Consider the following 22,937-nt stretch of genomic DNA (forward strand, 5'->3'; position numbering starts at 1 on the left):
ATTTGAATCAAATTACGCTACTGATGTTACTATGTAACATCAGTAAATAAAAAAACCATGCTATGGCGTGGTTTTTTTATAACTGTGAGACAATGTACAAATCAACCAATCTGAATCTCAGAAGGTGGGTGTTTTAACCGACTCTTCTTCGGTGTGGCAATCAGATAGGCCAGTGTTAAGGGGCCAAGTCGGCCTGCGAACATCAACAACATCAGGGCGACTAAACTGGCGGGTTGTAAGTCACTGGTGATGCCACGAGATAGGCCTACTGTACAGGCAGCGGACACTGCTTCAAAGAGTAAGTCTAAAAAGCGTTTGTCAGGTTCGAGTAGTAATAGACTGAAAAAACCAATGAAAATCAACGTTACTGTAATGAAAATCACCGCTAATGCTTTAAAGGTCGTTTTTTCAGAAACAGAGTGGTTAAACACACGCAGTTCATCTTCACGTCTTAAAAAACTGACCACACTGAGCACAACAATAATAAACGTCCCGACTTTAATGCCGCCGGCTGTACTGAGAGAACCACCTCCAATAAACATTAGTAACATCGTGACGAGTGATGATGCATCGCTCATGCTTTCCATGGGTAAGCTGTTAAAACCGGATGAACGTGGAACCGTTGCATGGAACCAAGCATTTAGGGCTTGATCACCTAGTGACATCGTGGCTAAGGTTGCAGCATTATTGGCTTCTAATAACCAAATGGTGATGAAGGCAAAGACATTTAAGCCTGCAATGGTCGATAAAATCAGCTTGCTATTGGTGCTGAGTTTTTTCCAACTTTTATTGCGCTTAATATCCATCAGTACCAAAAAGCCGATACCACCGATGATATAAAGCATACTGATGGTAAATGTAATGAAATAACGGTCAGCGAAGCTCATTAAACTATTGGGAAATAATGAAAATCCACCATTATTAAATGCTGAAACACTATAAAAGGCAGCATAAAACAGGGCCTGGTTAAAATTGTATTCTTGCATCCAAGCGATGGTCAAAATAACCGTTCCCACCATTTCAAAAAATAGCGAATAAAGCAGTACGCCTTTAATAGTCATGGTCACTTTGGCAAGGCTGGTTTGTCCAATGGTTTCTTGAGCCATAATTTGTTGTTTTAGCCCAATTTTAGGGGACAAACTCATAGCGGCCAATATCGCAAAGGTCATAAAGCCGAGACCGCCGCATTGTAGTAAACCCATAATCACGACTTTACCAAACACAGTATAGGCTTCGCCGACATTTACAACCGAAAGTCCTGTAATGGTTACGGCTGAGGTCGCTGTAAAGAGGGCATTGATCCAACTTAAATCGCCATGATGTGAATAAGGGAGTTTTAACAGCAAGGTGCCAATGATAATGAGCCCAAGAAAACCCAATGCCAAAATACTGGGTGGGCTGAGATTAATGGTATTACGCTGTTTATTGTGAAGTTTCATGTTTTTTTACTGTCATCTTGCGTGATTATGTGCAAAAGGAGCTCGACGCTGATTACAAAGTTGCTTTAAAGTGTTTAGCCAGTCGACGTAAATGTTCGAGTAAACCTTCAACCACTAAAATATCGCCTGTTTGTAAAATCAGGTTCGGATCTAAACTATATTGAAGCTCGGTGCCACGTTTATGCAGAATCGTCTTCACTTCAGGGACATGATCCATTATTTGATTTAAACGCGTGCCTTGTTGTGACTCTTTAATTTCAACTTTCACCAAATAATGGTCATCTTCGAGCACCATGTAGCGGCTCACCATCGGATAACTCAGTGACTGAGCAACACGGACACCCATATCTTCTTCAGGATGGATGATTTTGCTGATGCCTAAATGGGTTAAAATCATGTGATGCGCTTTGGACTTGGCTTTGGCCCAAATTTTGTTGATCCCCATGTTTTTAAGATGGAGCACACATAAGATGCTGGCTTCAATATCTTCACCAATTGCGACAACGACGGCTTCACAATTTTGAATATTGAGTTCATGTAAAACGTGCTCATCTGTTGCGTCAGCAATCACTGCATGGGTCAGTTGGTCCGAAATACTTTCAACAAACTTTTTGTTGCTATCGATTCCAATGACATCGTGTTTTAAACCCATGAGTTCAGTGGCTACAGTTGCGCCAAAACTTCCTAAGCCAATCACAGCGAATTGAGCCATGCCGTATTCCTAAATTATTCTAAAGTTATTGAATATGTTGATGTTAGCTTGTTCAGCCTAGAGCGGCTATGAAAATTTACATAATCCATCTAAACCGAAAAGCTCTAATTTTTAATTTCTTCAGTATTTTGATAGGCATAAAGTTCAGCAATATTGGGGCAATTATCCATAACTTGTTGGTATTTAAAAATTTCATAGCCTAGTTTATTTTTTAGAATGTATTGAAATTGATGCTGATCTTCTTTAATGACATTTAGGGTAGCTTTACGAACGAGCTCGGAATTGTTCTTTAAACGGTTTAAGCCATCGCATGAAAATTCACGGATAATGGCTTGAACAGATTCGGGAGCGGTTTGATCACTTAGCTCATCAAAGCGAATATATACAATGTAATTTGGATATTGATTCAACATTTCAGCTTGCGCGGTATAGCCGTAAATATTTTCTAGATTTTGCGTACGGGACTGATTTGGAATTTGTTTCATACTTTGACGAATCTTATCTTCCTCTTGCTTAAGTTGATAAGCCGGATATGCATAAAAATATCCACCTAAACCTACAATAGTGATCATAAATAAGGCATAAATATTCAATTTTAAAAATCCATTTTGTTTTATTTTCAATGGATTATAGGGTGTGGTGAATTTAACAACAATGACAGCGTTGATGAATTAAATTGATGAATATATTCTTTTTTGATGTAGAAAAGAATTGATGCAAATAAAAAAGCTGGAATCTAGATTCCAGCTCTTTTATAGAAGTCTCATTTATTTCAAGAAACGTTGATAACCCAGATTATTGGTAATCTCAACATATGGGTAGGTAATATTTTCCAATGTTTCAATCAAGCCATCTGGGTTTTGTTTCGCATCTGTTGCTTCCATACCCACCAATACACGACCTTCAGCAGCACCGTGGTTACGGTAGTGGAATAGGGTGATGTTATGTGTAGGTCCAAGACGTTCTAAGAAAGTCAGCAATGCGCCTGGACGTTCGGGGAATTCCACGCGGAATAAACGTTCATTCTCGATATCTGCATGACCGCCAATTAAATAACGGATATGCAGTTTAGCCACTTCATCATCGGAAAGATCGTCTACATCGTATTGGAATTTTAAGGTTTCAAAAATTTCCTGACGTTCTTTTTCGCCATTTTTGAGACTAATACCCACAAACACTTGAGCGGCACTTGAGTAGCTTGCGCGGTAGTTAAACTCAGTGATGTTACGGCCTTGTAGTGCGCGGCAGAATTGGAGGAATGAACCTTTTTCTTCTGGAATGGTCACAGCAAAGATCGCTTCTTTACGTTCACCCAGTTCAGTACGTTCTGCAATGTAGCGCAGACGGTCAAAGTTCATATTAGCGCCGCATACAATCGACACCATATTTTTATTTTCTAGACCATGCTCTGCAACATACTTCTTAATACCTGCAAGCGCCATTGCACCTGACGGCTCTACAATGCTGCGGCACTCATCAAAGGTATCTTTAATTGCAGCACAGATTTCATCTGTATTCACCAAAATAACGTCACGCTCAACAATTGGGCCTGAGTTATCTGATTTTTGTAGCTGAATCACTTCAAATGGTTTTTCACCAATTTGTGCAACTGCTGTACCGTCGGCAAAAAGACCAACAGATGGAAGAATGACACGTTCATTAGCTTCAAAGGCTGCTTTTAAACATGCTGATTCGTCATATTCAACAGGAATGACTTTAACATGCGGTGCCACATCACCTAAATAAGCAGCTACACCGGCAATGAGACCGCCACCGCCAACAGCAACAAATACATACTCTACATCACGCCATTGACGCAAAATTTCGTTGGCAATGGTTCCTTGACCGGCCATAACGAGTTCGTCGTCATAAGGTGGAATAAAGGTCATACCTTCATCTTTTGCACATTGGATTGCATATTTATTGGCTACGTCAAAAGAATCACCATGCAGAACTACCTCACCACCTAAGCGTTTAACCGCTTGTACTTTAATGTCTGGTGTGGTTTTAGGCATAACAATAATGGCGCGAATACCCAACTTTTTACCAGATAACGCCACGCCTTGAGCATGGTTACCTGCAGAAGCAGTAATAACGCCACGTTCCAACTGAGATTTCGGTAATTGACTAATACGGTTGTAGGCACCGCGTAGCTTGAAAGAAAAGACAGGTTGTAAATCTTCGCGTTTAAAGCGAATGTTATTGTTTAGTTTTTCACTAATTCGTGGCGCTGCTTCGAGTGGGGTTTCGATTGCAACGTCATAGACTGTTGCCTGTAATATTTGTCGAACCAAACGAGACAGCATGTTAATTTTCCATCTAACAGTTTAAAATAGGCGTTCATTGTAACAAACACCCGTACATTTGGGCTGTAAAATCAGCAACAAATGTCAAAAAATAGTTGAGCCAAGTTATGAGTCTGTATGCTACCCAAGATGAAAAGAAACAAGCTGCCGCAAAAGCTGCATTAAAGCATTTGCCAAAGGGCGGTATTTTGGGTGTTGGTACAGGAAGTACTGTGAACTTCCTCATCGAATTATTGCCAGAGCTTCAACTCGAAGCTGCGGTTGCCAGTTCTGAAGCAACTGCACAACGTTTGAAAAAATTAGGCATTGAAGTGGTTGATATGAACCATGTTGGTGGTTTAGATGCCTATGTGGATGGCGCAGATGAAATCGACCGTCATATGCACATGATTAAAGGCGGCGGCGCTGCGTTGACTCGAGAAAAAATCGTGGCGTCTATTGCGAAAAAATTCGTTTGTATCGTAGATGATTCTAAATGGGTTGATCAGTTGGCACGTGAATTTCCGCTTCCTGTAGAAGTGATTCCAATGGCACGTTCTGCTGTGGCACGTAAAATCGTTTCTTTAGGCGGCGATCCTGTGTACCGTGAAGGCGTAGTAACAGATAACGGTAATGTAATTTTAGACGTACACAACTTAAATATCCTAAATGCATTGGAACTTGAAAAAACTTTAAACAATATTCCGGGTGTAGTGTGTAACGGTATCTTTGCTCTAAACAAGGCGGATATTGCGGTTGTAGCCACTGATAACGGTATTGAAGAGCGTACTGCGGTTTAATCTGTTCTATTAGAATCCCCCTAAATCCCCCTTTGATAAAGGGGGACTTTTCACCTGAATTTATTTAGGTGGTTTTCCCTCCTTTGTAAAAGGAGGGTTAGGGAGGATTTAAAATTAATAAAAAATATGACTCCCAACCTTCCTGAAATTCAAATCACCCGAAAATTACGTGCCACACGCCTAAGACTCCGTGTAGAACCAACTCAAATCAAATTAACGGTTCCGCAGTTTTGTACACAGCGCCAAGTGCAAGATTTTCTGAAACAATCAGAACAATGGATGATTGAGACATGGCAGAAGCAGCAGGAAAAAGCAGGGCTGCAGGATCGAAGTCTGCCAATAAAATTAAAGTTATTTAATTTAGAACAACCGTTAATGGTTGTTTATCAAACGCAAAAACATTCATTTATCTTGGATGACGAAAGCCATCAACTATTCATCAGTGATCGACAGCCTGAGCAATATTTAAAAAGCTTTGTGATTGCTTATGCCAAAGAGTATTTACCAATTTATTTAAAGCAAGTGAGCAGTGAAACAGGCTTGAAATATGGTGATTGCTCAATTCGTCAGCCCAAAACGCGCTGGGGAAGCTGTTCAGCGCGCCATGATATTATGCTGAATAGCGCATTGGTGCTGTTTCCAGAGCAAGTTGTACGATATGTGGCTGTACATGAGTTAGCGCATACCAAGCACTTTGACCATAGCCCAAACTTTTGGGCTGAAGTGCAAAAGCATGATATAAATTTTCAGCAGCATCGAAAAATACTAAAAATGACGGCAATGCCTTGGTGGTGGGTGCTCTGAATTAAAGGCACTAAGTTGTAAACACTAAAGCATTTCTTAATATATTATTTCAATTAAATCAAATCCTTCTTGGTATGTAGGCGGTTCTAATGCGTAATAAACATTGGTTAATGCCATCAGATCGACTATTTCATCTGAAGGGCGTTGAGCGTTTCTTTTTATGCATACTTCGAGCGGGATTTGAAACCATACAGCAACGCATTTTTTACCCAATTATTTAGCTTGCTCAATTATCGGTAGACGTTCAGATTGCTTTACTAAAATAGCATCAAAAATAATATTTTCAGGTTCGCGGGATATTTGGTTTTTGGCCCAAGTTGATTTCCCAGCCCCTTGGCATCCGATCAATATATAAATGATTTTAACCTTTGGGTTAGTTTTTAATTCATGCTTAAAAGCGTCAAAACAGCATTGTCATGCTGGAATATTTCTTTCTTTAGTGAAGACACGACCTTGAGCTGTGGATAGGTAATGATCAGGATTTATATGCATGATCTGACTTAATAGGATTCAGAAGATAAGCTAACATTATAAAGTGAAGCTTTATATGTCAAAACAGTTCAGAAAACCGTAACTTCCTGTCATACTACGCAGTCATCAAATGGATACTTTGAATAGAGGTAAAGAGCGTGATTTCAGTAGGTATTGTCGGCGGTACAGGTTACACAGGTGTTGAATTACTGCGTATTTTACTGCGGCACCCAAATGCAGAAGTGAAAGTTTTAACTTCGCGTACTGAAAATGGCCGCCGTGTGGATGATATGTTCCCAAGCTTGCGTGCACATACAGACCTTTGCTATTCAGATCTAAATATTGAAGAACTAAAACAATGTGACGTTGTATTCTTTGCGACGCCGCACGGTGTTGCAATGAAACACGCAGAAGAGTTAGTTGCTGCAAATACTAAAGTGATTGACCTTGCTGCTGACTTCCGCTTGCAAGACTTAGCTCAATTTGAGAAATGGTATGGCCTCGACCATGCTTGCCCAGAATTATTAAAAGATTCAGTTTACGGTTTGTCTGAATTAAACCGTGAAAAAATTCAAAAGGCTTCAGTGATTGGTAACCCAGGTTGTTACCCAACAACTGTTCAGCTCGGTTTAGCGCCAGTATTAAAAGCTGAAGGATTAGTGAAACCTGAAAGCATTATTATTGATGCAAAATCAGGTGTGTCTGGTGCAGGTCGTAAAGCCAGCCTAGGTATGATCTATTCTGAAAATGCAGATAACTTTAAAGCTTATGGTGTAGCGGGTCACCGTCATCATCCTGAAATTGTAGAAGCCTTAGAAAATATTTCAGGTCAAAAAGGTGTGTTTAACGAAATTTTATTCGTACCGCATTTAGTACCGATGATTCGTGGCATGCTCAGCACAATCTACATTGATTTGACTGACGCAGGTGCTTCTGCGGATTTACAAAGCATATATGAACAGTTCTATGCCAATGAGCAGTTTGTAGATGTTATGCCTGCAGGAAGCTCACCTGAAACACGTACTGTGCGTGGTGCGAACCAATTACGTATTGCGATTTGCAAACCTCAGCCGAAAAAATTAGTGATTTTGGTGGCTCAAGACAACTTGGTGAAAGGTGCAGCAGGTCAAGCCGTACAAAATATGAACTTGATGTTTAGTTTTGCTGAAAATGCAGGACTTCAAGGCATTGGTTTATTACCATAAGAAACGATTTAAAACTTCACACACATTTAAAACTGGATTTAAATGTGTGCCTTGAGTGAACTAAAAATAAGAGATGACGATGTCGAATACAGAATCTAATTTCAAGTCAGAACCTGAAAACAGTGAAAAAACGCCTTTTATGAAGACGAATATGCCACTGGCGATTGGTGCAGTTGTACTTGCATTGAGCAGCGGTTTGCTCGGATATAGTATCGGTCATCGTCAGGGCTTAACAGTGGTCGGTTATGATGCAGATGCAGAACAACTGGTTGATGTGGTGCAAAAGCAAAAAACTGAATTAGCAGGCCTAAATAAAAGTTTGAATGCGGCAATCCAAGAGCGTGATGTCGCTGTAAGTAATTCAAATGATTTATATTTGGCTGTTAAAAAAGCACGTGATGATCAAGAATTAACTGGTAATTTGAGTGTTTTGTATCGTGAAGTATTGCGCCAACGTGGTGGTATGCCTCTTGCAGTACAACATTTAGCGATTAAACCTTTACCTGAAAATGCGTATGAATACCAACTTGATCTCGTTCAAGTTAGCCCATCAAAAAGTAATGTATCTGGAAGTGTTGAGCTGCGTTTAATTAAGGGTACAGAAGTACTTGCAGTGCCATTAGAAGACAAAAACTTTAACTTTAGTGAAAGTGAACGACTCACTGGACGTTGGACCATGCCAAAAGGCTTCAGTCCAGACTTTATTGAAGTGCGTTTAACCGGTTCTAAACCCGTTATTCGCCGTTTTAGCTGGTCGAAAGGTCAGCCTGTTGAAAATCAATCTGCCTTCCTTTCAGAAATTCCTCAAACTGAAGCAAGTGCAAACTAAGTGTGAAACCTAAATCCTATGCGAACCAATAAGCGTCAAACGTGTTTATCTGACATTAAAAATTCATTTTACCAATCTGGTTTAGTGGACTGGCATCTAAACCCGACTCTCAGCCAAGGTACGCAGGATGAGGGTGATTCAGACATTCAAGTATTGACTGCGCCACCTGAGTTAAAGCGTCCTCCTATGTATGCTGTCGTTTTAATGAACGATGATTACACCCCAATGGACTTTGTAATTGAAATTTTACAACAATACTTTGCTTTGAATCTTGACCAAGCCACTCAAGTAATGCTAACTGTACATTATGAAGGAAAGGGTGTTGCAGGGGTTTATCCGCGAGACATCGCAGAGACTAAAGCAAATCAGGTCAATAATTACGCTCGGTCGCAAAGTCATCCATTACTTTGTCAGATTGAGCCAAAAGATTAATAAGGGGATTACATGCTCAGTCGTCAATTAGAAGTATCACTACGTTTGGCTGTCAGCATGGCTCGTCAAAAGAGACATGAATTTTTGACGGTAGAACATTTATTATTGGCTTTACTGGATAATGATTCCGCTGTTAATGCATTGAAAGCATGTGGCGCAGACATTATTGTACTTCGCAAAGAACTTGAAGAATACGTAGAACAACATACCCCTAAGCTTGGCGAAAATAGCGATCAAGCGCCACATCCTACAGAAAGTTTTGATCGTATTTTGCAGCGTGCAATTTTCCATGTGCAATCGAGTGGTAATGACCGCACTGTAGAAGGTGCAGACATTTTAGTTGCGATGTATTCAGAGCGTGATTCATTTGCGGTGTATTTACTTAAACGCCATCAAATCAACCGTTTGACATTAACGCAGTACTTGTCTCATGGCACACGTAAAGATGAAGTCCAAGCTGAAGAGGAAATTGAAGAACTCGATGGTGAAAACACCACGTCTTCAAATTCTGGCCCATTAGAGCTATATACGACCAATCTGAATGTTGAAGCTCAAAAAGGCAAAACAGATCCACTAATTGGTCGTGAAAAAGAGATTGAACGTACAGCTCAAATTCTATGCCGACGCCGTAAAAATAACCCACTTTTGGTGGGTGATCCGGGTGTAGGTAAAACTTCGATTGCTGAAGGTTTGGCTTGGCTCATTGTAAATGGCAAAGCTCCTAAACCGCTTGAAAATGCAGAAGTATTTAGTTTAGACATTGGTGCTTTAGTTGCAGGAACTAAATACCGTGGTGATTTTGAAAAGCGTTTAAAACAACTGTTAAATGCATTGAAGAAAAAGCCCGAAGCTATTTTATTTATTGATGAAATTCATATGATCATCGGTGCAGGCTCAAGTATGGGCAGCACGATGGATGCATCGAACCTCATCAAACCAGCTTTGGCGAATGGTACTTTACGTTGTATCGGTTCAACGACTTTCCAAGAATACCGTCAAGTTTTTGAAAAAGATCATGCATTATCTCGTCGTTTCCAAAAAATTGATGTCAATGAACCATCTATTTCAGAAACGATTGATATTCTGCGTGGCTTAAAAGGCAAATTTGAAGAATTCCATCATGTGAAATACGAAGATCAAGCGTTGGTTTCTGCGGTAGAACTATCTGCAAAATTTATCAATGATCGTTTCTTGCCTGATAAAGCCATTGATGTGATTGATGAAGCTGGTGCGCAGCGTCGTTTAAAAGCTGAGCAAGATGATACGGTCATTTCAGTTGAAAACATTGAAGATATCGTTTCGAAAATTGCCCGTATTCCACCGAAAACTGTGTCTAAAGATGACAAGAGCGTCCTTGAAAATCTTGAGCGTGATCTGAAACGTGTGGTGTTCGGTCAGGATGAAGCGATTGAAGCGCTTGCATCTGCGATTAAATTATCTCGTGCAGGTCTAAAAGCACCAGATAAGCCAGTGGGTAATTTTGTCTTTGCGGGTCCTACAGGTGTGGGTAAAACTGAAGTCACTAAGCAATTGGCGAAATTGTTAGGTGTTGAACTTGTACGTTTCGATATGTCGGAATACATGGAACGTCATGCCGTATCTCGTTTAATTGGTGCGCCTCCGGGTTATGTAGGTTTTGATCAAGGTGGTTTGTTGACCGACGCGATTCATAAAAATCCGCATTGCGTACTTTTACTAGACGAAATTGAGAAAGCGCATCCAGATGTCTTTAATTTGTTATTACAAATTATGGATCATGGTTCATTAACGGATAACAATGGTCGTAAGTCTGACTTCCGTAACGTCGTGTTAGTGCTGACTACCAATATTGGTGCAGAATCAATTTCACGTGTGAGCATTGGTTTCATGGATCAAGATAACAGTAATGATAACCAAGACGCGATGAAAAAAGCCTTCTCTCCGGAGTTCCGTAACCGCTTAGATGGTGTTATTCAATTTAAAGCATTGCCAACAACTGTCATTGAAAGTGTGGTTGATAAGTTTTTAACAGAGCTTCAGGCACAGTTAGATGACAAAAAAGTGGTTCTTGAGGTTGACCAAGATGCACGCGAATGGATGGCAGAGCAAGGATACGATCGCTTGATGGGCGCTCGTCCAATGCAGCGTTTAATTCAAGAGCATTTGAAGAAACCGCTTGCTGAAATGATTTTGTTTGGCGAGCTTGCGGAACATGGCGGTAATGTTGGTGTTTCAGTGAAGAAAGAAAATGGCAAAGCTGTGGGCTTAAAACTCGAAGTGTTTGAAGACCAAACCGCTGAACCTGCTTAAGTAATTTAATTAACGAAAAACCCGTGCTTGCACGGGTTTTTTATATTTATTCGACGCTAGATTTGGGTTTCTCAATGATGGACATACCATTAACAAAAGTGCTGACCACATTTGGTTTATTTGCACAGACAGCACTGATGGAAATTTTAGGCTGTTACTTCCCATATTTGATTTTAAATCAGCAAAAATCGCAGTGGTTATGGATTCCAACAGCGCTTGCATTGGCTGCATTTGTTTGGTTATTGACGTTGCATCCAGCAGCTTCGGGTCGTATCTATGCAGCCTATGGCGGTATTTATATTTTTACAGCGCTGCTGTGGCTGCGCTATGTAGATCAGGTGAGTTTAAGCCGTTGGGATTTGGCTGGCGGCGCAGTCGTGCTTGTTGGGGCAGCTTTAATTATTCTGCAGCCGCAGGGGCTCATCCGTTAGGCTTTGGAAGATTATATGAGGCATGAAATGGAGTGAATCTAAACAGGCTCAAACCATTTCACAATGCGATGAATATCCGCTTCAATACTTTGAATCTCTTGATCATTGGGTTTTGCAAGTACACATTGTCCTAATGCGGAATACCTTTTGATAGGGCACAGATAATGCCATTCTGCATAATGCATTTGGTTGCTTTTGTTGTTGTATATACTGTGTCCAAATGTGTCGATACTTCCATTTTCAAAGCGACTAAGGTTTATATAGTGTGTTTTGCAATTGGTTTGATCTGTTTGTGTTGACTCATAGTGCACTAGTTTTCCATTAATATAGAATATGTTGTATTCAAAACTTGGATATTCCTTGCAAGTGCTGACATTTTTGAGCTTGGCGCGAATGACATAATTTTCAAAATGCAATTGATCCAGCTGAGCTGTATATTTTCGTGCCTCATAGACTTCGTCCACATTTGGAATGCGGTGCTTTAATTCAGCGTTATGGTCACTGCTTTGAACATTATCTATCTGCCGAATGCCGCTGTTTTGCATATAACCAAAATAATGGTGATGACGGGCAAATTGATAAGGTGCAGGCTGGCCGTTGTTGATTAAGTCAGCATTAATATGTTGTTGTGTTTCATAGCCTTGTTTACTGAAGCTTAGAGTTCCGAGTAGGCCTTCATAAGCTGTGCCAATAGATATTGCCTGTTGCAGTATATTTCCTCCTCCATAAGTAAAAGGAGTCTGAATGACTAGCTGGCCTTCCATAACTGAGGGAGCATTATTTTTTGGATCAGACTTTGGTAGCGAGTAGTTGAAATTACTGAGCTTATACAGCCATCGGTGGTACTCAGGAATATGGAAAACAATACTGTGAGTGGTTGGATTTGCAGCGCCTTGAATGGGCACAGTGATGAAATTTCTATGCAAGCAAGGAAGCTGTAAAAAACTACATTTATCTATTGTGGCAGTCAGTCCAGGTATTGCAATGATGGCCTTATAACTGGCTTGGGCTTGTTGCGGCTGAAGAAAAATCTTCTGCACCTTTTCTGTGGTCATGGTTCCATAACTTGAATATAAATCTAATTTGATATCAAGGTATTGTTTATATTGGAATAATTGAATAAAAATAAATAAGAGGAATAGGGTGGCCAAACTTATTTTAAGTTTTTTATGATGCATTATTATCGTGAGCAGGCTTCTGAAATATTCAGGAATTGTTGCAGAAGCCTATCCATATAGCAAATAGGATATTTGCCGATGATTAAATACCGCAATCTTTTTGCTTTAATTCAAGTTTGTAGTGGTTTTTCTCTGAACTTAAATCGAACTCGACCAAATAGGGATTTCTTTTCTGATATTCATGCTCAAAGAAAATAGGGCAGTTCTGTATTAAATTTTTCTTAATGAGTTTCTGAACTTCTTTAGATCCAAGATCTTGCTCAAACTGTGCAAAATCAGGTGTGATAATCATGCCTTTAAGCTCAGTTTTTTTAGAAGTTAAGCTGAGCTGTTCAATAATAGTATTGTGGTCGATTTCGAGCGGCAGTGTTTTAGAATCTTCTGCACTTAATACACTGAGCAGTTCATCCAGCTGTTTGGGCTCTTGAATCTTAAAATTCTCATCAATAATCTGTTTTGACTGCAGGTATTGATCAAATTCAGATGCTTGAGTGTGGAAAAATGCAGAAGCTAAAACTGCAGACAGGCAAAAGCTCATTTTTTTTAGATGCATAAAAATGGTCGCTATTAGAATTTTAAAAGACCATTTGATTATATCCATGAAGCATAAAAAAAAGCACCCGAAGGCGCTTTTTATTCAACGAAAGGCTTAGTCTTTTTTAAGGTTTTCGTTAATTAAGAATTCAACCAGCGCTTTTTGAGCATGTAAGCGATTTTCAGCTTCATCCCAAACCACGGCATTTTTGTGGTCAAGCATATTTTCAGAAATTTCTTCGCCACGATGCGCAGGTAAGCAGTGCATAAATAGGCAGTCAGCGTGAGCAAGATCCATCAGGCGTTCATTCACTTGATAATCAGCAAACGCTTTTTCACGAATTTTTTGCTCTTCTTCTTGGCCCATACTTGCCCAAACATCTGTCACGATTAAATCTGCATTAACCGCAGCATCTTCGGCAGAATCAACAAGTTCAACACAGTGTGCAAATTCAGATAAAAATTCTGCTTTAGGTTCATAGCCCTTAGGTGCAGCGATTTTTAATTTAAAGCCCCACATATGAGCCGCTTCAATATATGAGTTACACATATTGTTGCCATCACCAATCCAAGCAACCGTTTTGCCTTCAATAGAACCACGGTGTTCAACAAATGTTTGAACATCGGCAAGTAACTGGCAAGGGTGGTGATCATCTGTTAAGGCGTTGATGACAGGAACTTTTGAATAAGAAGCAAAACGTTCAACAATGTCATGACCAAAAGTACGAATCATCACAATATCAAGCATGCTTGAAATCACACGCGCAGAATCTTCTACTGGCTCACCACGACCTAATTGAGAGTCGCGAGATGAAAGGAAAATTGCGCTACCACCAAATTGGCTCATTCCTGCTTCAAACGATACACGTGTACGGGTGCTCGATTTCTCAAAAATCATGCCCATGACTTTACCAACGAAAGGTTGGAAAACTTCATTGTTATGCTGTTTGCGCTTGAGTTCGATACCGCGCTGTACAATTTGGTTAAGTTCTAAAGTCGATAAATCGCGTAAAGTTAGAAAGTGACGTAGAGCCATTGTTACTCCACAATAATTGCTGAATCAAAGAACAAAACAACAATTAGTTGTTGGTTGGTTAGAGAAAAAGGAATCGATTAATATACTATAAGAGAGGTAAATTGCAAAAAATCTAGCGCTTTTGGTGACCGTCTAGGAAACGATCGACGCAATAACTGATGTAATTGATGGTTTCTTGATCATTTTCATCAATGCTGATGCCCATGAGAACGCGCCATTCTAAATTACGCAAAATTCCAAAATAAAACTGAGCCGAAAACAACGGGTTTTCACAATACAGCAAACCGTGTTGATGCGCTTGATTTAAAATTTCTGCAACGGTGTTCTGAATTTGTTTTGGGCCTTGCTCATGAATATAACGTGCTATTTCAGGATTACGTCCTGTTTGTTCTAAGACTAACCGCATAAATGCCGCATTTTCAGGCATCACGATATGCTGATGAAAGTCACTTAAAGTATTGATGAGATAAGCACGAATATCGGTGTCAGGGCTCACCGTAAATGGTAGGCAAATATCTTTGAAAAATAAGCAGCGACGATAGTCACAAATGGCCTTAAATAATCCGTCTTTATTACCAAAATATTTATAGATTGACGCTTTTGAACCACCTGCATGATTCACGATGTCATCTAATGAAACTGCATCAAAACCACGTTTTAAAAAAAGCTCCGTAGCACTTTCTAAAAGCGCAACACATCGTTCATGTCCGCGCCTCGTTTGTGGCTGGTCATGCGTTAGAGGTTCAATGTGTATTAAATCTTGCATAAAGTGATAATTTTTAACAAAAAAAGAGCTGATTTGACGATAATTATAGCAAAAAAATTAGTACTTTTCTGCTTTGCTTATAAATCAGAGATCTTTGACTAAAGAATAACAACAGATAGGTGATAAGTGAAATATTTGACTAAAGTTTTAGAGTTAATATTCTACAAAGCCATAGAGTTGGAAAAAAATATGGATATACTCAAACTTCGAAAATTAAAGTAAATGCCGTGGAAAGGAATATGACACAACAAACGTCTGCAGGCTTAAGATTTAGACAAGCATTGGAAATCGAAAAACCATTACAAATCATTGGCACAGTAAATGCCTATGCAGCAATGATGGCAAAAGAAGTTGGCTATAAAGCGATATATTTATCTGGTGCAGGTGTTGCGAACTATTCATATGGTTTACCTGACTTAGGCATGACCAGTTTAGACAATGTTTTGGAAGATGTTCGTCGTATTACCGAACGTGTAGATACACCATTACTTGTCGATATCGACACAGGTTGGGGCGGTGCATTTAATATTGCCCGTACTGTGAAACAAATGATTGCTGCGGGTGCAGCAGCAGTTCACATCGAAGACCAAGTGGCACAAAAACGCTGCGGACACCGTCCGAACAAAGAAATCGTGTCACAACAAGAAATGGTTGACCGTATTAAAGCGGCAGTCGATGCAAAAACCGATTCAAACTTTGTGGTGATGGCACGTACAGATGCATTACAAAAAGAAGGTTTGCAAGCAGTGATCGACCGTGCATGTGCATGTGTAGAAGCGGGTGCAGATGCGATCTTTGCTGAAGCAATGACTGATATTACCATGTACAAAACAGTCTGCGACGCTGTTGGTGTACCTGTACTGGCAAACATTACAGAGTTTGGTGATACCCCTTACTACACCAAAGAAGAACTAGGCGAGCAAGGCATTTCAATGGTGCTTTATCCATTGTCTCCGACACGTGCAATGCAAAAAGCGGCACTCGAAGTGATGCATGCAATCCGCAATGACGGTACACAAGTCAATGTACTGGATAAAATGCAACAACGAAAAGAACTCTATCAATTCCTCGATTATCACACTTTTGAAAACACCTTAGATAAATTGTTCACTGAAGGAAAATAAAAAATGGCTGAAGGAAAAGTACTCACGGGCGCAGGACTGCGCGGACAAGTAGCTGGTAAAACTGCATTGTCAACTGTAGGCAAAAGTGGTGCGGGCTTAACCTATCGTGGTTATGACGTTCAAGACTTGGCAGAAAACTGTCAGTTTGAAGAAGTCGCGTACCTGATTTTCTTTGGTGAATTACCAACAACAGAACAGCTTGCAGCATACAAAGCCAAACTCAAATCACTGCGTCAATTACCACAAGCGTTGAAAGAAGTTTTAGAGCGTATTCCTGCTGACTCACACCCAATGGACGTGATGCGTACAGGCGTTTCAATGTTAGGTAACCTTGAAACAGAAAAATCATTCGATGAACAACAAGATGTTGCAGATCGTATTTTGGCAACGCTTCCTGCGATCATCTGCTACTGGTATCGTTTTAGCCATGACGGCGTACGTGTAGAAGAAAATACCGATGATGATTCAATTGGCGCTCAATTCTTGCATTTACTTCGTGGTGAAAAACCAAATGAATTGCATGAGCAAGTGATGAACGTATCACTGATTTTGTATGCAGAGCATGAGTTTAACGCATCTACTTTCACAGCACGTGTATGTGCTTCAACATTGTCAGATATGCATTCATGTATCACAGGTGCAATTGGTTCACTTCGTGGTCCACTCCACGGTGGTGCAAACGAAGCTGCGATGGAAATGATTGAAAACTGGACGACTCCTGAAGAAGCTGAACGTGAAATGCTCGGCAAACTTGAGCGTAAAGAAAAGATCATGGGCTTTGGTCATGCGATTTATAAAGACAATGACCCACGTAACGGCATCATCAAAATCTGGTCTGAACGCCTAGCGAAAGACGTTGGCGATACGGTACTTTATCCAGTATCAGTACGCTGTGAAGAAGTGATGTGGCGTGAGAAGAAACTGTTCTGTAATGCAGATTTCTTCCATGCATCGGCTTATCACTTCATGGATATTGCAACGAAATTGTTTACGCCAATTTTTGTAATGTCACGTGTAACAGGCTGGGCTGCACATGTAATGGAGCAGCGTGCGGACAATCGTATTATTCGCCCAAGTGCGGACTATACAGGTCCGGAATTACGTAAAGTTGTGCCAATTGCAGAGCGTTCTGCAGCATAATTTTAAGTGTAATAAAAAAGCCTCAAAAGAGGCTTTTTTATTATTTGTTATTTGTGTTAACAATCTATTTGGTTAATAAAACTGGATCTTCAACGCTATATCCTGTTTCAAATGGAATCCCTAGATATTTAACAGTTACTAAATAAAAAGGCTTTTGCACTACACGATAAGTTTTAGAGATTTTTAAACCTTCTTTATAGGTCTCAGCCTTTTGTACAGCGCTTTTATACTGCGAATTTTTAACACGATATTGATAGGTCCATTTATCAATGGTTTCAGTGGGGTCATACCATGATTTAGCAGTGCCATTCATGGTTGTTAATAACTGTATTCGAGCATTATTGTTATTTACTGGTGTTAATTTGACTAAACGTTTTTTTATTTTCGCGATTTCTTTATCAAACTGGGTGCTGTCTTGATCGTAATCAATCCGTTTTGTCTTTGGATTAATATACAAAGACTTCACTGTAATTAATTGCGTCGGTTTTTGGCTATTTAATTGATAATAATATAATTGTGGTAAACGACCACGACCATCTTCAAAATGACGCATTAAATAGATTTTTTGGTCTTTTTTATCAAAACCTAAAACCTCAATGTTTTGAGGGCCGCCTACCGTCGCGAAAGCAGAGCAGGACAGTAGGGTGCTAATTGCGAATGCATTGAAATGACGTAGCTGCATTTTCTTGTCCTGATAAGTAAATTCCTCAATACAGTATGCGATGCAAAATGATATTTAAATATGAAGATTATGTATGTTTTATTCTGCATTTAAGATGTCTAATACACTGTGAGCAACATTTTCAGTTAACTGATCTAGGCGTTCTAAAGCCGTACCCAAAATAAAATAATGATAATTATAGATACGACCATCATGTAAGATTGAAATATAAAATGTTCCTTCGGGTTTTTCTACGGTTGCACTGCCACCGGGTTTGAGTAATCCGGTGCAGGCCACCACGAAGTCCGCATGAAAAAATAGTTGTTGTCCTTGCTCAGCCATCGCTTGAGTCACTTCTGCGGATTCGGCCGTAAATTTTTCTATTAGTAGAGGATCTACTTTTAAAATTTCACGCTTGATCGATGGATCATAGCTGACAAGACCACCTAACAAGATATCTGCACCACTATTCTTATAAATTGAAAATTGGCTACATAAATAACCAGAGCTCGCACTCTCGATAAACGCGATAGTCATGGATTTTTGTTCTAAAGCATCGCAACACAGTTTAAGCATGTGCTTACCCCAAAGTAGAATGGTGAATGATCATTAGTATTCTTAAAATTTTAGCATTGATTTCGCTCGCCTGTAATTTCACTAAAAGTCTAAGTTGGTACTGTGTGTGTTGTGGAATTCACGAAAATAGCGTGATTGTTTAGAAGCTGTACGAAAATATGAAATAAAGGTTTCTTCGGAAGGAAAACGATGTTAAAACTTAAAATAAAGAGCGTAACAAAAGTAGGTTTATTTCAATGAAAACGACTGTTAAATATGTAGTATTAAAAAGCCTAGACTATCAATTGGGCACGCCACTTTTTCAAGAAGAATTAGACGCAGATAGCCTGTATTTTGATCAAATTCCGGCTGTAATTCAGTATCAAAATCATCAATTCAAAGTGAAAAGCAAAGAGTTAAAGCGTGTTTATTTGGCGGAAGAAAATGAAGACATGCAAACCATTATTGTGAAAGTACTTGCCGTTTAATTTCGATCAATTTGTAGTATTAAAAATACAGTTCTCATTGAGTTGGGAGCTGTTTTTTTTGTATTTGACAGACTCAAATTTATATATAAATCTAGATTTAAAGGAGATATGTATTTTTAATGGAGCATGTAAATAATTTTGTGTAATTGCTTTTCATCAATTTAAAGGTGATTGCTTAAGCGGTCACCGAATTCAATAATAAAGCGGCTCATGGCTAAACGCCAGTCGCGAATCGGCATATTCCACTTTTTAGATGCTGCATCAATGGCCAGGTAAATCACTTTACGTACAGAATCATCCGTTGGAAAGACTTTACGTTTTTTGATCGCTTGGCGTATTACGCTGTTTAATGACTCGATTGCGTTGGTAGTGTAGATGGCTTTGCGTATCTCGGCTGGATAAGCAAAGAAGGTATTCAGATTCTCCCAATGCGTACGCCAGCTTTTGCTGATCTGTGGGTACTTGTCATCCCATGTTTGGGCAAATTGATCTAGGGCCATCAAGGCTGCCTCTTCAGTGGGTGATTGATAAACGGCTTTTAAATCCTGAGTGACCACCTTGTAATCTTTCCATGACACGTATTTCAAGCTGTTGCGTAGCATGTGGATAATGCACAGCTGGATGTGGGTTTGCGGGTATACGCTGTTAATGGCATCAGGAAAGCCTTTTAGTCCTGAGAAGCGCTGCTTCGCAAGGCAGGCGATCAGAATATCCTGCAACCCTCGGTTTTTCAGCTCAGTCAGAACATTTAGTCAGAACTTGGCAACTTCATTCTCAGCTATCCACATGCTGAGCAGTTCTTTGTGTCCATCAAGATTAATGCCTAAGGCAAGGAATACAGCCTTGTTGATGACACTGCCATTATGACGGACTTTAACTACAATACAGTCCATATAAACGATGGGGTAGATTGCATCCAGCGGACGGTTTTGCCATTCAGCAACCTGCTCATTGACGGCATCAGTCACCTTGGAAATGAGCGTTGGAGATACATCGGCATCGTACATTTCCTTGAAGGTAGCAACGATTTCACGGGTGGTCATACCTTTGGCATAAAGGGATAGAATCTGGTTATCCATTTGCGTGATACGGGTCTGATTTTCTTAATCAACTGAGGTTCGAAAGTACCATAACGATCACCTGGTGTGGTGATCTCAATCTCCCCATCATCGCTAAGTACAGTCTTACTAGAATAACCATTGCGTGAATTTGAGCCAGATTTACGGGCATTTTTTTCATGTCCGAGATGTTCGGTAAGTCCGGCATTGAGAGCCGTTTCAACAGTGAGTTTAGTCAACAATCGGGTGAATTGGTTTAGATCGTCTTCTGTTTTGATTCCTTTAGCAAATTCTGCTGCAAGGTCTTTTAGTTTTTGTTCGTTCATCATATTGCCTGACTCCGTTGTGAATATGAAGGTAGCAAATTCAGGCAATTACACAATTTAAATTACAGTCTCTTTTAGACCACTTGATCGTGTCGTCTTCGCTATTCGACTAACAGCTATTTAATCCCCCAGATATTATTTAACCCGAATCGCGGATAAGAAATAAACTTGACAATAAGAAGACTAGAGCCATCAGTTGAGTTACCACACAAAACTCACAACTCTAGTCCTAATGTTCAATAGTACCGAATTATTCTGCGTAATTGATGATTTCTTTCTTAAATTTGAAGCAACTTATTGGAACTTTCTCAAACAAAATAGCCATTCTTTAAGAATCAGACGTGCTCATCTGACGATCTCAGAAATCTGCTTTATTGCCATTTGGTATTAATGTTCTTATTTCAGCAATTTCAAAGCCTTTTTCACATGGTTAAAAGAAGATAAAAGACATTTGTTTAAAAGCTTACCATGTTACCATATGACAGACAAAGCACAGGCGAAACTAGACTTAGAAATTAGTATGAAGTGTTGTAATCCTAATGCCCCGAATATGCCTAGCTAACAAAAAAGTTAATTTATAAGTTATGAAATATAAATAAAATTGAGATAACATTAGGTATATATTAAAATATTTGATATAGTGTGTTTGATCGAATCCGTAAGCGGAACGGTAGTGTTTGAGTTGTTAACGGAATTGCGTATTCCCTCCATTCTGATGTTCAAGCATCAAATTCAAACAGTTAACGCATAGCATGAATTCGCATCATGCCGATCAAGGGAAGCCTGCAGCTATCCGTGGGTTTTCCTTAAATTCTATTTTTAAGATATTAATTTAATTTTTTTTATCTTTCTTAAATTTCATAGCTACTGTAAATATCATAAGTTTAAATTTTTCTTAAGTGAACAATCTCCAAAATTAAAGTTGGTTTTATTTTTAATACTATTCTGTTTACAAAAGCTCATTATATGAGTCAATAAATGAACATATCTAACGGCTGGACTACTGCTTCAGCAACTAACGGCGATGAAATTCGTGTGAATATTATTCCGTTAAAAAAAATTCAAAGCAATTTGAATGGTAAAACTTTAGTTGAAGTTGCTAAACAAGTTGTCCTAGAGTCAGGACAAAAGCTAACTTTAAATATTGATGGTAAATCTTTTTATACTGAACTAAATAAACTATATAAATTGTATTTTTAAACTCTCACTCTTAAACCTGAACAACTTAGAGCTAAAATTTTTTAATTAAATTATTTATAAATTAATTATTTATTTTCTTAATTTTTTCAAGAACTCTATATTAAATATTATTAAAGGAAATTATTATGTCAAATTTAACTACAGGCACTGTTAAGTGGTTTAACGATACTAAAGGCTTCGGTTTCATCGCGGCTGATAACGGCGAAGAAGTTTTTGCTCATTTTTCTCAAATCATTTCAGGTGGTTTCAAATCACTTGCTGAAGGTCAGCGTGTACAATTTAGCGTATCAAAAGGTCAACGTGGTTTCCAAGCGAGTGAAATCGTTGGGATTGATGGCTAATACATGGAAACTTTATTAAACAAAGTAATGTTAGATGTGGTTGATCAACATGGCGCTGTCTATACACTAGAAGCTATGTGCGAAAAGTCATCTGATGAGCCAAATAGTTTTGGGGATTGCGTCCGTTATCTAAATATAGATGATGAAATAATTAAGCCTAGCTTTGATATGCATTTCTACAGTGATAAAACTGGAAAAATATTTAAGTTATTTTAATTTTTACATGCATTTAAATTAACCTCCTCCGGGAGGTTTTTTATTGGGTGAAATATGGAGCCTGATGTATATAAAGCGCTAACCAAAAAGATACGTCCCAAAAAGAAACCACGCACCAGGCCTTTACCTAAAGCCAGTGAAAAAGAGGTGGTCCCACATGTTTGAACAACTAAAAGCTTATTTATAAGTGATACTCTGCTCTAGTTAAGCTACCTTATTTTGTTGTGGTAGCTGGTCATAGTAAAACTCATCTGGAGTCATTTTGTCCAGACTCGAATGAGGTCGTTTCAAATTATAAAATTCAAAATATGCGTTTAATTGCTTCTTCGCATCCAAAACATTGCTGTAGGCTTTGAGATACACCTCTTCATATTTAACGCTCCGCCATAATCGTTCAACCATCACATTATCAACCCATCGACCTTTACCATCCATACTGATTTGAATGCCATTTGATTTCAATACATCAATAAATGCATCACTGGTAAACTGACTGCCTTGGTCTGTATTAAATATTTCAGGTCGACCATATTTTTCAATAGCTTCATTTAATGTTTCTATGCAAAATGTAACCTCCATACTAATCGATACTCTATGCGCAAGTACCTTGCGGCTAT

The 22,937-nt window shown here is 39.2% G+C and carries 24 protein-coding genes and 2 pseudogenes; 14 read left to right on the top strand and 12 right to left on the bottom strand.

The features are described from left to right. Window positions 1-101 precede the first annotated feature (101 nt). The 4 genes from FTV03_RS10865 to ilvA all read right to left on the bottom strand — a co-directional run bounded on the left by FTV03_RS10865 (window position 102) and on the right by ilvA (window position 4,457). Window positions 102-1,439, bottom strand: a complete 1,338-nt coding sequence (locus tag FTV03_RS10865) for a TrkH family potassium uptake protein (protein ID WP_168378596.1) — start codon at window positions 1,437-1,439, stop codon at window positions 102-104. A 52-nt stretch (window positions 1,440-1,491) separates the two neighbouring features. Next, window positions 1,492-2,151 (bottom strand): TrkA family potassium uptake protein, encoded by a 660-nt coding sequence (locus tag FTV03_RS10870; protein ID WP_168378595.1) that lies wholly within the window; start codon window positions 2,149-2,151, stop codon window positions 1,492-1,494. 104 nt (window positions 2,152-2,255) lie between these two features. After that, window positions 2,256-2,723, bottom strand: coding sequence for a hypothetical protein (locus FTV03_RS10875; RefSeq protein WP_180041406.1), 468 nt, complete (start codon window positions 2,721-2,723; stop codon window positions 2,256-2,258). Window positions 2,724-2,918: 195 nt separating this feature from the next. Continuing rightward, window positions 2,919-4,457: a threonine ammonia-lyase, biosynthetic gene (gene ilvA / locus FTV03_RS10880; RefSeq protein ID WP_180007812.1), complete on the bottom strand. Its 1,539-nt coding sequence runs from the start codon at window positions 4,455-4,457 to the stop codon at window positions 2,919-2,921. Between the two features lie 107 nt (window positions 4,458-4,564). Between ilvA and rpiA the strand changes: the two genes are divergently transcribed. From rpiA to FTV03_RS10915, 7 genes are all read left to right on the top strand, one after another. Beyond that, window positions 4,565-5,236, top strand: a complete 672-nt coding sequence (rpiA, locus tag FTV03_RS10885) for a ribose-5-phosphate isomerase RpiA (RefSeq protein WP_180004663.1) — start codon at window positions 4,565-4,567, stop codon at window positions 5,234-5,236. Window positions 5,237-5,362: 126 nt separating this feature from the next. Further along, window positions 5,363-6,040 (top strand): SprT family zinc-dependent metalloprotease, encoded by a 678-nt coding sequence (locus FTV03_RS10890; RefSeq protein WP_180007811.1) that lies wholly within the window; start codon window positions 5,363-5,365, stop codon window positions 6,038-6,040. A gap of 629 nt (window positions 6,041-6,669) precedes the next feature. Continuing rightward, window positions 6,670-7,716, top strand: coding sequence for an N-acetyl-gamma-glutamyl-phosphate reductase (gene argC, locus FTV03_RS10895; protein ID WP_180007810.1), 1,047 nt, complete (start codon window positions 6,670-6,672; stop codon window positions 7,714-7,716). Between the two features lie 79 nt (window positions 7,717-7,795). Continuing rightward, the gene (locus tag FTV03_RS10900) at window positions 7,796-8,545 is read left to right on the top strand and encodes a hypothetical protein (RefSeq protein ID WP_180041407.1); all 750 of its coding nucleotides are present in this window, start codon (window positions 7,796-7,798) and stop codon (window positions 8,543-8,545) included. Between the two features lie 18 nt (window positions 8,546-8,563). Beyond that, window positions 8,564-8,977: an ATP-dependent Clp protease adapter ClpS gene (gene clpS / locus FTV03_RS10905; protein ID WP_180041408.1), complete on the top strand. Its 414-nt coding sequence runs from the start codon at window positions 8,564-8,566 to the stop codon at window positions 8,975-8,977. 12 nt (window positions 8,978-8,989) lie between these two features. Beyond that, on the top strand, window positions 8,990-11,266 hold the full coding sequence (gene clpA, locus FTV03_RS10910; RefSeq protein ID WP_180005564.1) for an ATP-dependent Clp protease ATP-binding subunit ClpA: 2,277 nt from the start codon (window positions 8,990-8,992) through the stop codon (window positions 11,264-11,266). Window positions 11,267-11,343: 77 nt separating this feature from the next. Next, window positions 11,344-11,697, top strand: coding sequence for a YnfA family protein (locus FTV03_RS10915; protein WP_180041412.1), 354 nt, complete (start codon window positions 11,344-11,346; stop codon window positions 11,695-11,697). A 38-nt stretch (window positions 11,698-11,735) separates the two neighbouring features. On the opposite strand, the gene FTV03_RS10920 is transcribed toward FTV03_RS10915, so the two are convergent. The 4 genes from FTV03_RS10920 to FTV03_RS10935 form a co-directional block, all read right to left on the bottom strand. Continuing rightward, window positions 11,736-12,875: a hypothetical protein gene (locus tag FTV03_RS10920; RefSeq protein WP_117006700.1), complete on the bottom strand. Its 1,140-nt coding sequence runs from the start codon at window positions 12,873-12,875 to the stop codon at window positions 11,736-11,738. An 82-nt stretch (window positions 12,876-12,957) separates the two neighbouring features. Beyond that, window positions 12,958-13,413 carry a hypothetical protein gene (locus FTV03_RS10925; RefSeq protein WP_228198705.1) on the bottom strand — a complete coding sequence of 152 codons (456 nt, stop codon included), beginning with the start codon at window positions 13,411-13,413 and terminating at the stop codon, window positions 12,958-12,960. A gap of 111 nt (window positions 13,414-13,524) precedes the next feature. Then, window positions 13,525-14,445, bottom strand: coding sequence for an ornithine carbamoyltransferase (gene argF, locus FTV03_RS10930; RefSeq protein ID WP_078193464.1), 921 nt, complete (start codon window positions 14,443-14,445; stop codon window positions 13,525-13,527). 112 nt (window positions 14,446-14,557) lie between these two features. Further along, window positions 14,558-15,211, bottom strand: a complete 654-nt coding sequence (locus tag FTV03_RS10935; RefSeq protein ID WP_180007806.1) for a TetR/AcrR family transcriptional regulator — start codon at window positions 15,209-15,211, stop codon at window positions 14,558-14,560. A gap of 239 nt (window positions 15,212-15,450) precedes the next feature. Here FTV03_RS10935 and prpB point away from each other — a divergent pair, with 239 nt between their 5' ends. Together prpB and prpC are read left to right on the top strand one after the other, a co-directional pair. Then, window positions 15,451-16,335 carry a methylisocitrate lyase gene (gene prpB, locus FTV03_RS10940; RefSeq protein ID WP_180007805.1) on the top strand — a complete coding sequence of 295 codons (885 nt, stop codon included), beginning with the start codon at window positions 15,451-15,453 and terminating at the stop codon, window positions 16,333-16,335. 3 nt (window positions 16,336-16,338) lie between these two features. Next, on the top strand, window positions 16,339-17,475 hold the full coding sequence (gene prpC, locus FTV03_RS10945) for a 2-methylcitrate synthase (RefSeq protein ID WP_180041409.1): 1,137 nt from the start codon (window positions 16,339-16,341) through the stop codon (window positions 17,473-17,475). A gap of 64 nt (window positions 17,476-17,539) precedes the next feature. Here prpC and FTV03_RS10950 read toward each other — a convergent pair whose 3' ends face one another. Then, the gene (locus FTV03_RS10950) at window positions 17,540-18,157 is read right to left on the bottom strand and encodes an aminotransferase (protein WP_180041410.1); all 618 of its coding nucleotides are present in this window, start codon (window positions 18,155-18,157) and stop codon (window positions 17,540-17,542) included. 78 nt (window positions 18,158-18,235) lie between these two features. Next, window positions 18,236-18,712: a CinA family protein gene (locus FTV03_RS10955; protein WP_180041411.1), complete on the bottom strand. Its 477-nt coding sequence runs from the start codon at window positions 18,710-18,712 to the stop codon at window positions 18,236-18,238. A gap of 236 nt (window positions 18,713-18,948) precedes the next feature. Here FTV03_RS10955 and FTV03_RS10960 point away from each other — a divergent pair, with 236 nt between their 5' ends. Further along, the gene (locus tag FTV03_RS10960; RefSeq protein WP_078190858.1) at window positions 18,949-19,179 is read left to right on the top strand and encodes a hypothetical protein; all 231 of its coding nucleotides are present in this window, start codon (window positions 18,949-18,951) and stop codon (window positions 19,177-19,179) included. A 161-nt stretch (window positions 19,180-19,340) separates the two neighbouring features. Here FTV03_RS10960 and FTV03_RS10965 read toward each other — a convergent pair. Then, window positions 19,341-20,563 (bottom strand): annotated as a pseudogene (locus FTV03_RS10965) (IS256 family transposase). A 232-nt stretch (window positions 20,564-20,795) separates the two neighbouring features. Between FTV03_RS10965 and FTV03_RS10970 the strand changes: the two are divergent. The 4 genes and pseudogenes from FTV03_RS10970 to FTV03_RS10985 form a co-directional block, all read left to right on the top strand. Next, window positions 20,796-21,038, top strand: a pseudogene (locus FTV03_RS10970) (IS982 family transposase); the annotation flags it as partial. Between the two features lie 503 nt (window positions 21,039-21,541). Continuing rightward, complete coding sequence (locus FTV03_RS10975; protein ID WP_067766975.1) at window positions 21,542-21,763, top strand: transposase; 222 nt, start codon at window positions 21,542-21,544, stop codon at window positions 21,761-21,763. A 125-nt stretch (window positions 21,764-21,888) separates the two neighbouring features. Beyond that, window positions 21,889-22,104, top strand: coding sequence for a cold-shock protein (locus FTV03_RS10980; protein WP_067766972.1), 216 nt, complete (start codon window positions 21,889-21,891; stop codon window positions 22,102-22,104). Between the two features lie 3 nt (window positions 22,105-22,107). Beyond that, window positions 22,108-22,320, top strand: coding sequence for a hypothetical protein (locus FTV03_RS10985; RefSeq protein ID WP_078193454.1), 213 nt, complete (start codon window positions 22,108-22,110; stop codon window positions 22,318-22,320). Window positions 22,321-22,524: 204 nt separating this feature from the next. On the opposite strand, the gene FTV03_RS10990 is transcribed toward FTV03_RS10985, so the two are convergent. Then, on the bottom strand, window positions 22,525-22,937 hold a 413-nt coding region (locus FTV03_RS10990), incomplete at its 5' end, for an integrase core domain-containing protein (RefSeq protein WP_139872492.1).

The organism is Acinetobacter sp. YH12218, from assembly GCF_013417925.1.
Classification (GTDB): domain Bacteria; phylum Pseudomonadota; class Gammaproteobacteria; order Pseudomonadales; family Moraxellaceae; genus Acinetobacter; species Acinetobacter amyesii.

What these genes read in the sequence shown, in the direction of transcription:
- FTV03_RS10865 (WP_168378596.1), bottom strand. Translation starts at nt 1,439, where the DNA reads ATGAAACTTCACAATAAACAGCGTAATACCATTAATCTCAGCCCACCC.
- FTV03_RS10870 (WP_168378595.1), bottom strand. Translation starts at nt 2,151, where the DNA reads ATGGCTCAATTCGCTGTGATTGGCTTAGGAAGTTTTGGCGCAACTGTA.
- FTV03_RS10875 (WP_180041406.1), bottom strand. Translation starts at nt 2,723, where the DNA reads ATGATCACTATTGTAGGTTTAGGTGGATATTTTTATGCATATCCGGCT.
- ilvA (WP_180007812.1), bottom strand. Translation starts at nt 4,457, where the DNA reads ATGCTGTCTCGTTTGGTTCGACAAATATTACAGGCAACAGTCTATGAC.
- rpiA (WP_180004663.1), top strand. Translation starts at nt 4,565, where the DNA reads ATGAGTCTGTATGCTACCCAAGATGAAAAGAAACAAGCTGCCGCAAAA.
- FTV03_RS10890 (WP_180007811.1), top strand. Translation starts at nt 5,363, where the DNA reads ATGACTCCCAACCTTCCTGAAATTCAAATCACCCGAAAATTACGTGCC.
- FTV03_RS10900 (WP_180041407.1), top strand. Translation starts at nt 7,796, where the DNA reads ATGTCGAATACAGAATCTAATTTCAAGTCAGAACCTGAAAACAGTGAA.
- clpS (WP_180041408.1), top strand. Translation starts at nt 8,564, where the DNA reads ATGCGAACCAATAAGCGTCAAACGTGTTTATCTGACATTAAAAATTCA.
- clpA (WP_180005564.1), top strand. Translation starts at nt 8,990, where the DNA reads ATGCTCAGTCGTCAATTAGAAGTATCACTACGTTTGGCTGTCAGCATG.
- FTV03_RS10915 (WP_180041412.1), top strand. Translation starts at nt 11,344, where the DNA reads ATGGACATACCATTAACAAAAGTGCTGACCACATTTGGTTTATTTGCA.
- FTV03_RS10920 (WP_117006700.1), bottom strand. Translation starts at nt 12,875, where the DNA reads ATGCATCATAAAAAACTTAAAATAAGTTTGGCCACCCTATTCCTCTTA.
- FTV03_RS10925 (WP_228198705.1), bottom strand. Translation starts at nt 13,413, where the DNA reads ATGAGCTTTTGCCTGTCTGCAGTTTTAGCTTCTGCATTTTTCCACACT.
- argF (WP_078193464.1), bottom strand. Translation starts at nt 14,445, where the DNA reads ATGGCTCTACGTCACTTTCTAACTTTACGCGATTTATCGACTTTAGAA.
- FTV03_RS10935 (WP_180007806.1), bottom strand. Translation starts at nt 15,211, where the DNA reads ATGCAAGATTTAATACACATTGAACCTCTAACGCATGACCAGCCACAA.
- prpB (WP_180007805.1), top strand. Translation starts at nt 15,451, where the DNA reads ATGACACAACAAACGTCTGCAGGCTTAAGATTTAGACAAGCATTGGAA.
- prpC (WP_180041409.1), top strand. Translation starts at nt 16,339, where the DNA reads ATGGCTGAAGGAAAAGTACTCACGGGCGCAGGACTGCGCGGACAAGTA.
- FTV03_RS10950 (WP_180041410.1), bottom strand. Translation starts at nt 18,157, where the DNA reads ATGCAGCTACGTCATTTCAATGCATTCGCAATTAGCACCCTACTGTCC.
- FTV03_RS10955 (WP_180041411.1), bottom strand. Translation starts at nt 18,712, where the DNA reads ATGCTTAAACTGTGTTGCGATGCTTTAGAACAAAAATCCATGACTATC.
- FTV03_RS10960 (WP_078190858.1), top strand. Translation starts at nt 18,949, where the DNA reads ATGAAAACGACTGTTAAATATGTAGTATTAAAAAGCCTAGACTATCAA.
- FTV03_RS10975 (WP_067766975.1), top strand. Translation starts at nt 21,542, where the DNA reads ATGAACATATCTAACGGCTGGACTACTGCTTCAGCAACTAACGGCGAT.
- FTV03_RS10980 (WP_067766972.1), top strand. Translation starts at nt 21,889, where the DNA reads ATGTCAAATTTAACTACAGGCACTGTTAAGTGGTTTAACGATACTAAA.
- FTV03_RS10985 (WP_078193454.1), top strand. Translation starts at nt 22,108, where the DNA reads ATGGAAACTTTATTAAACAAAGTAATGTTAGATGTGGTTGATCAACAT.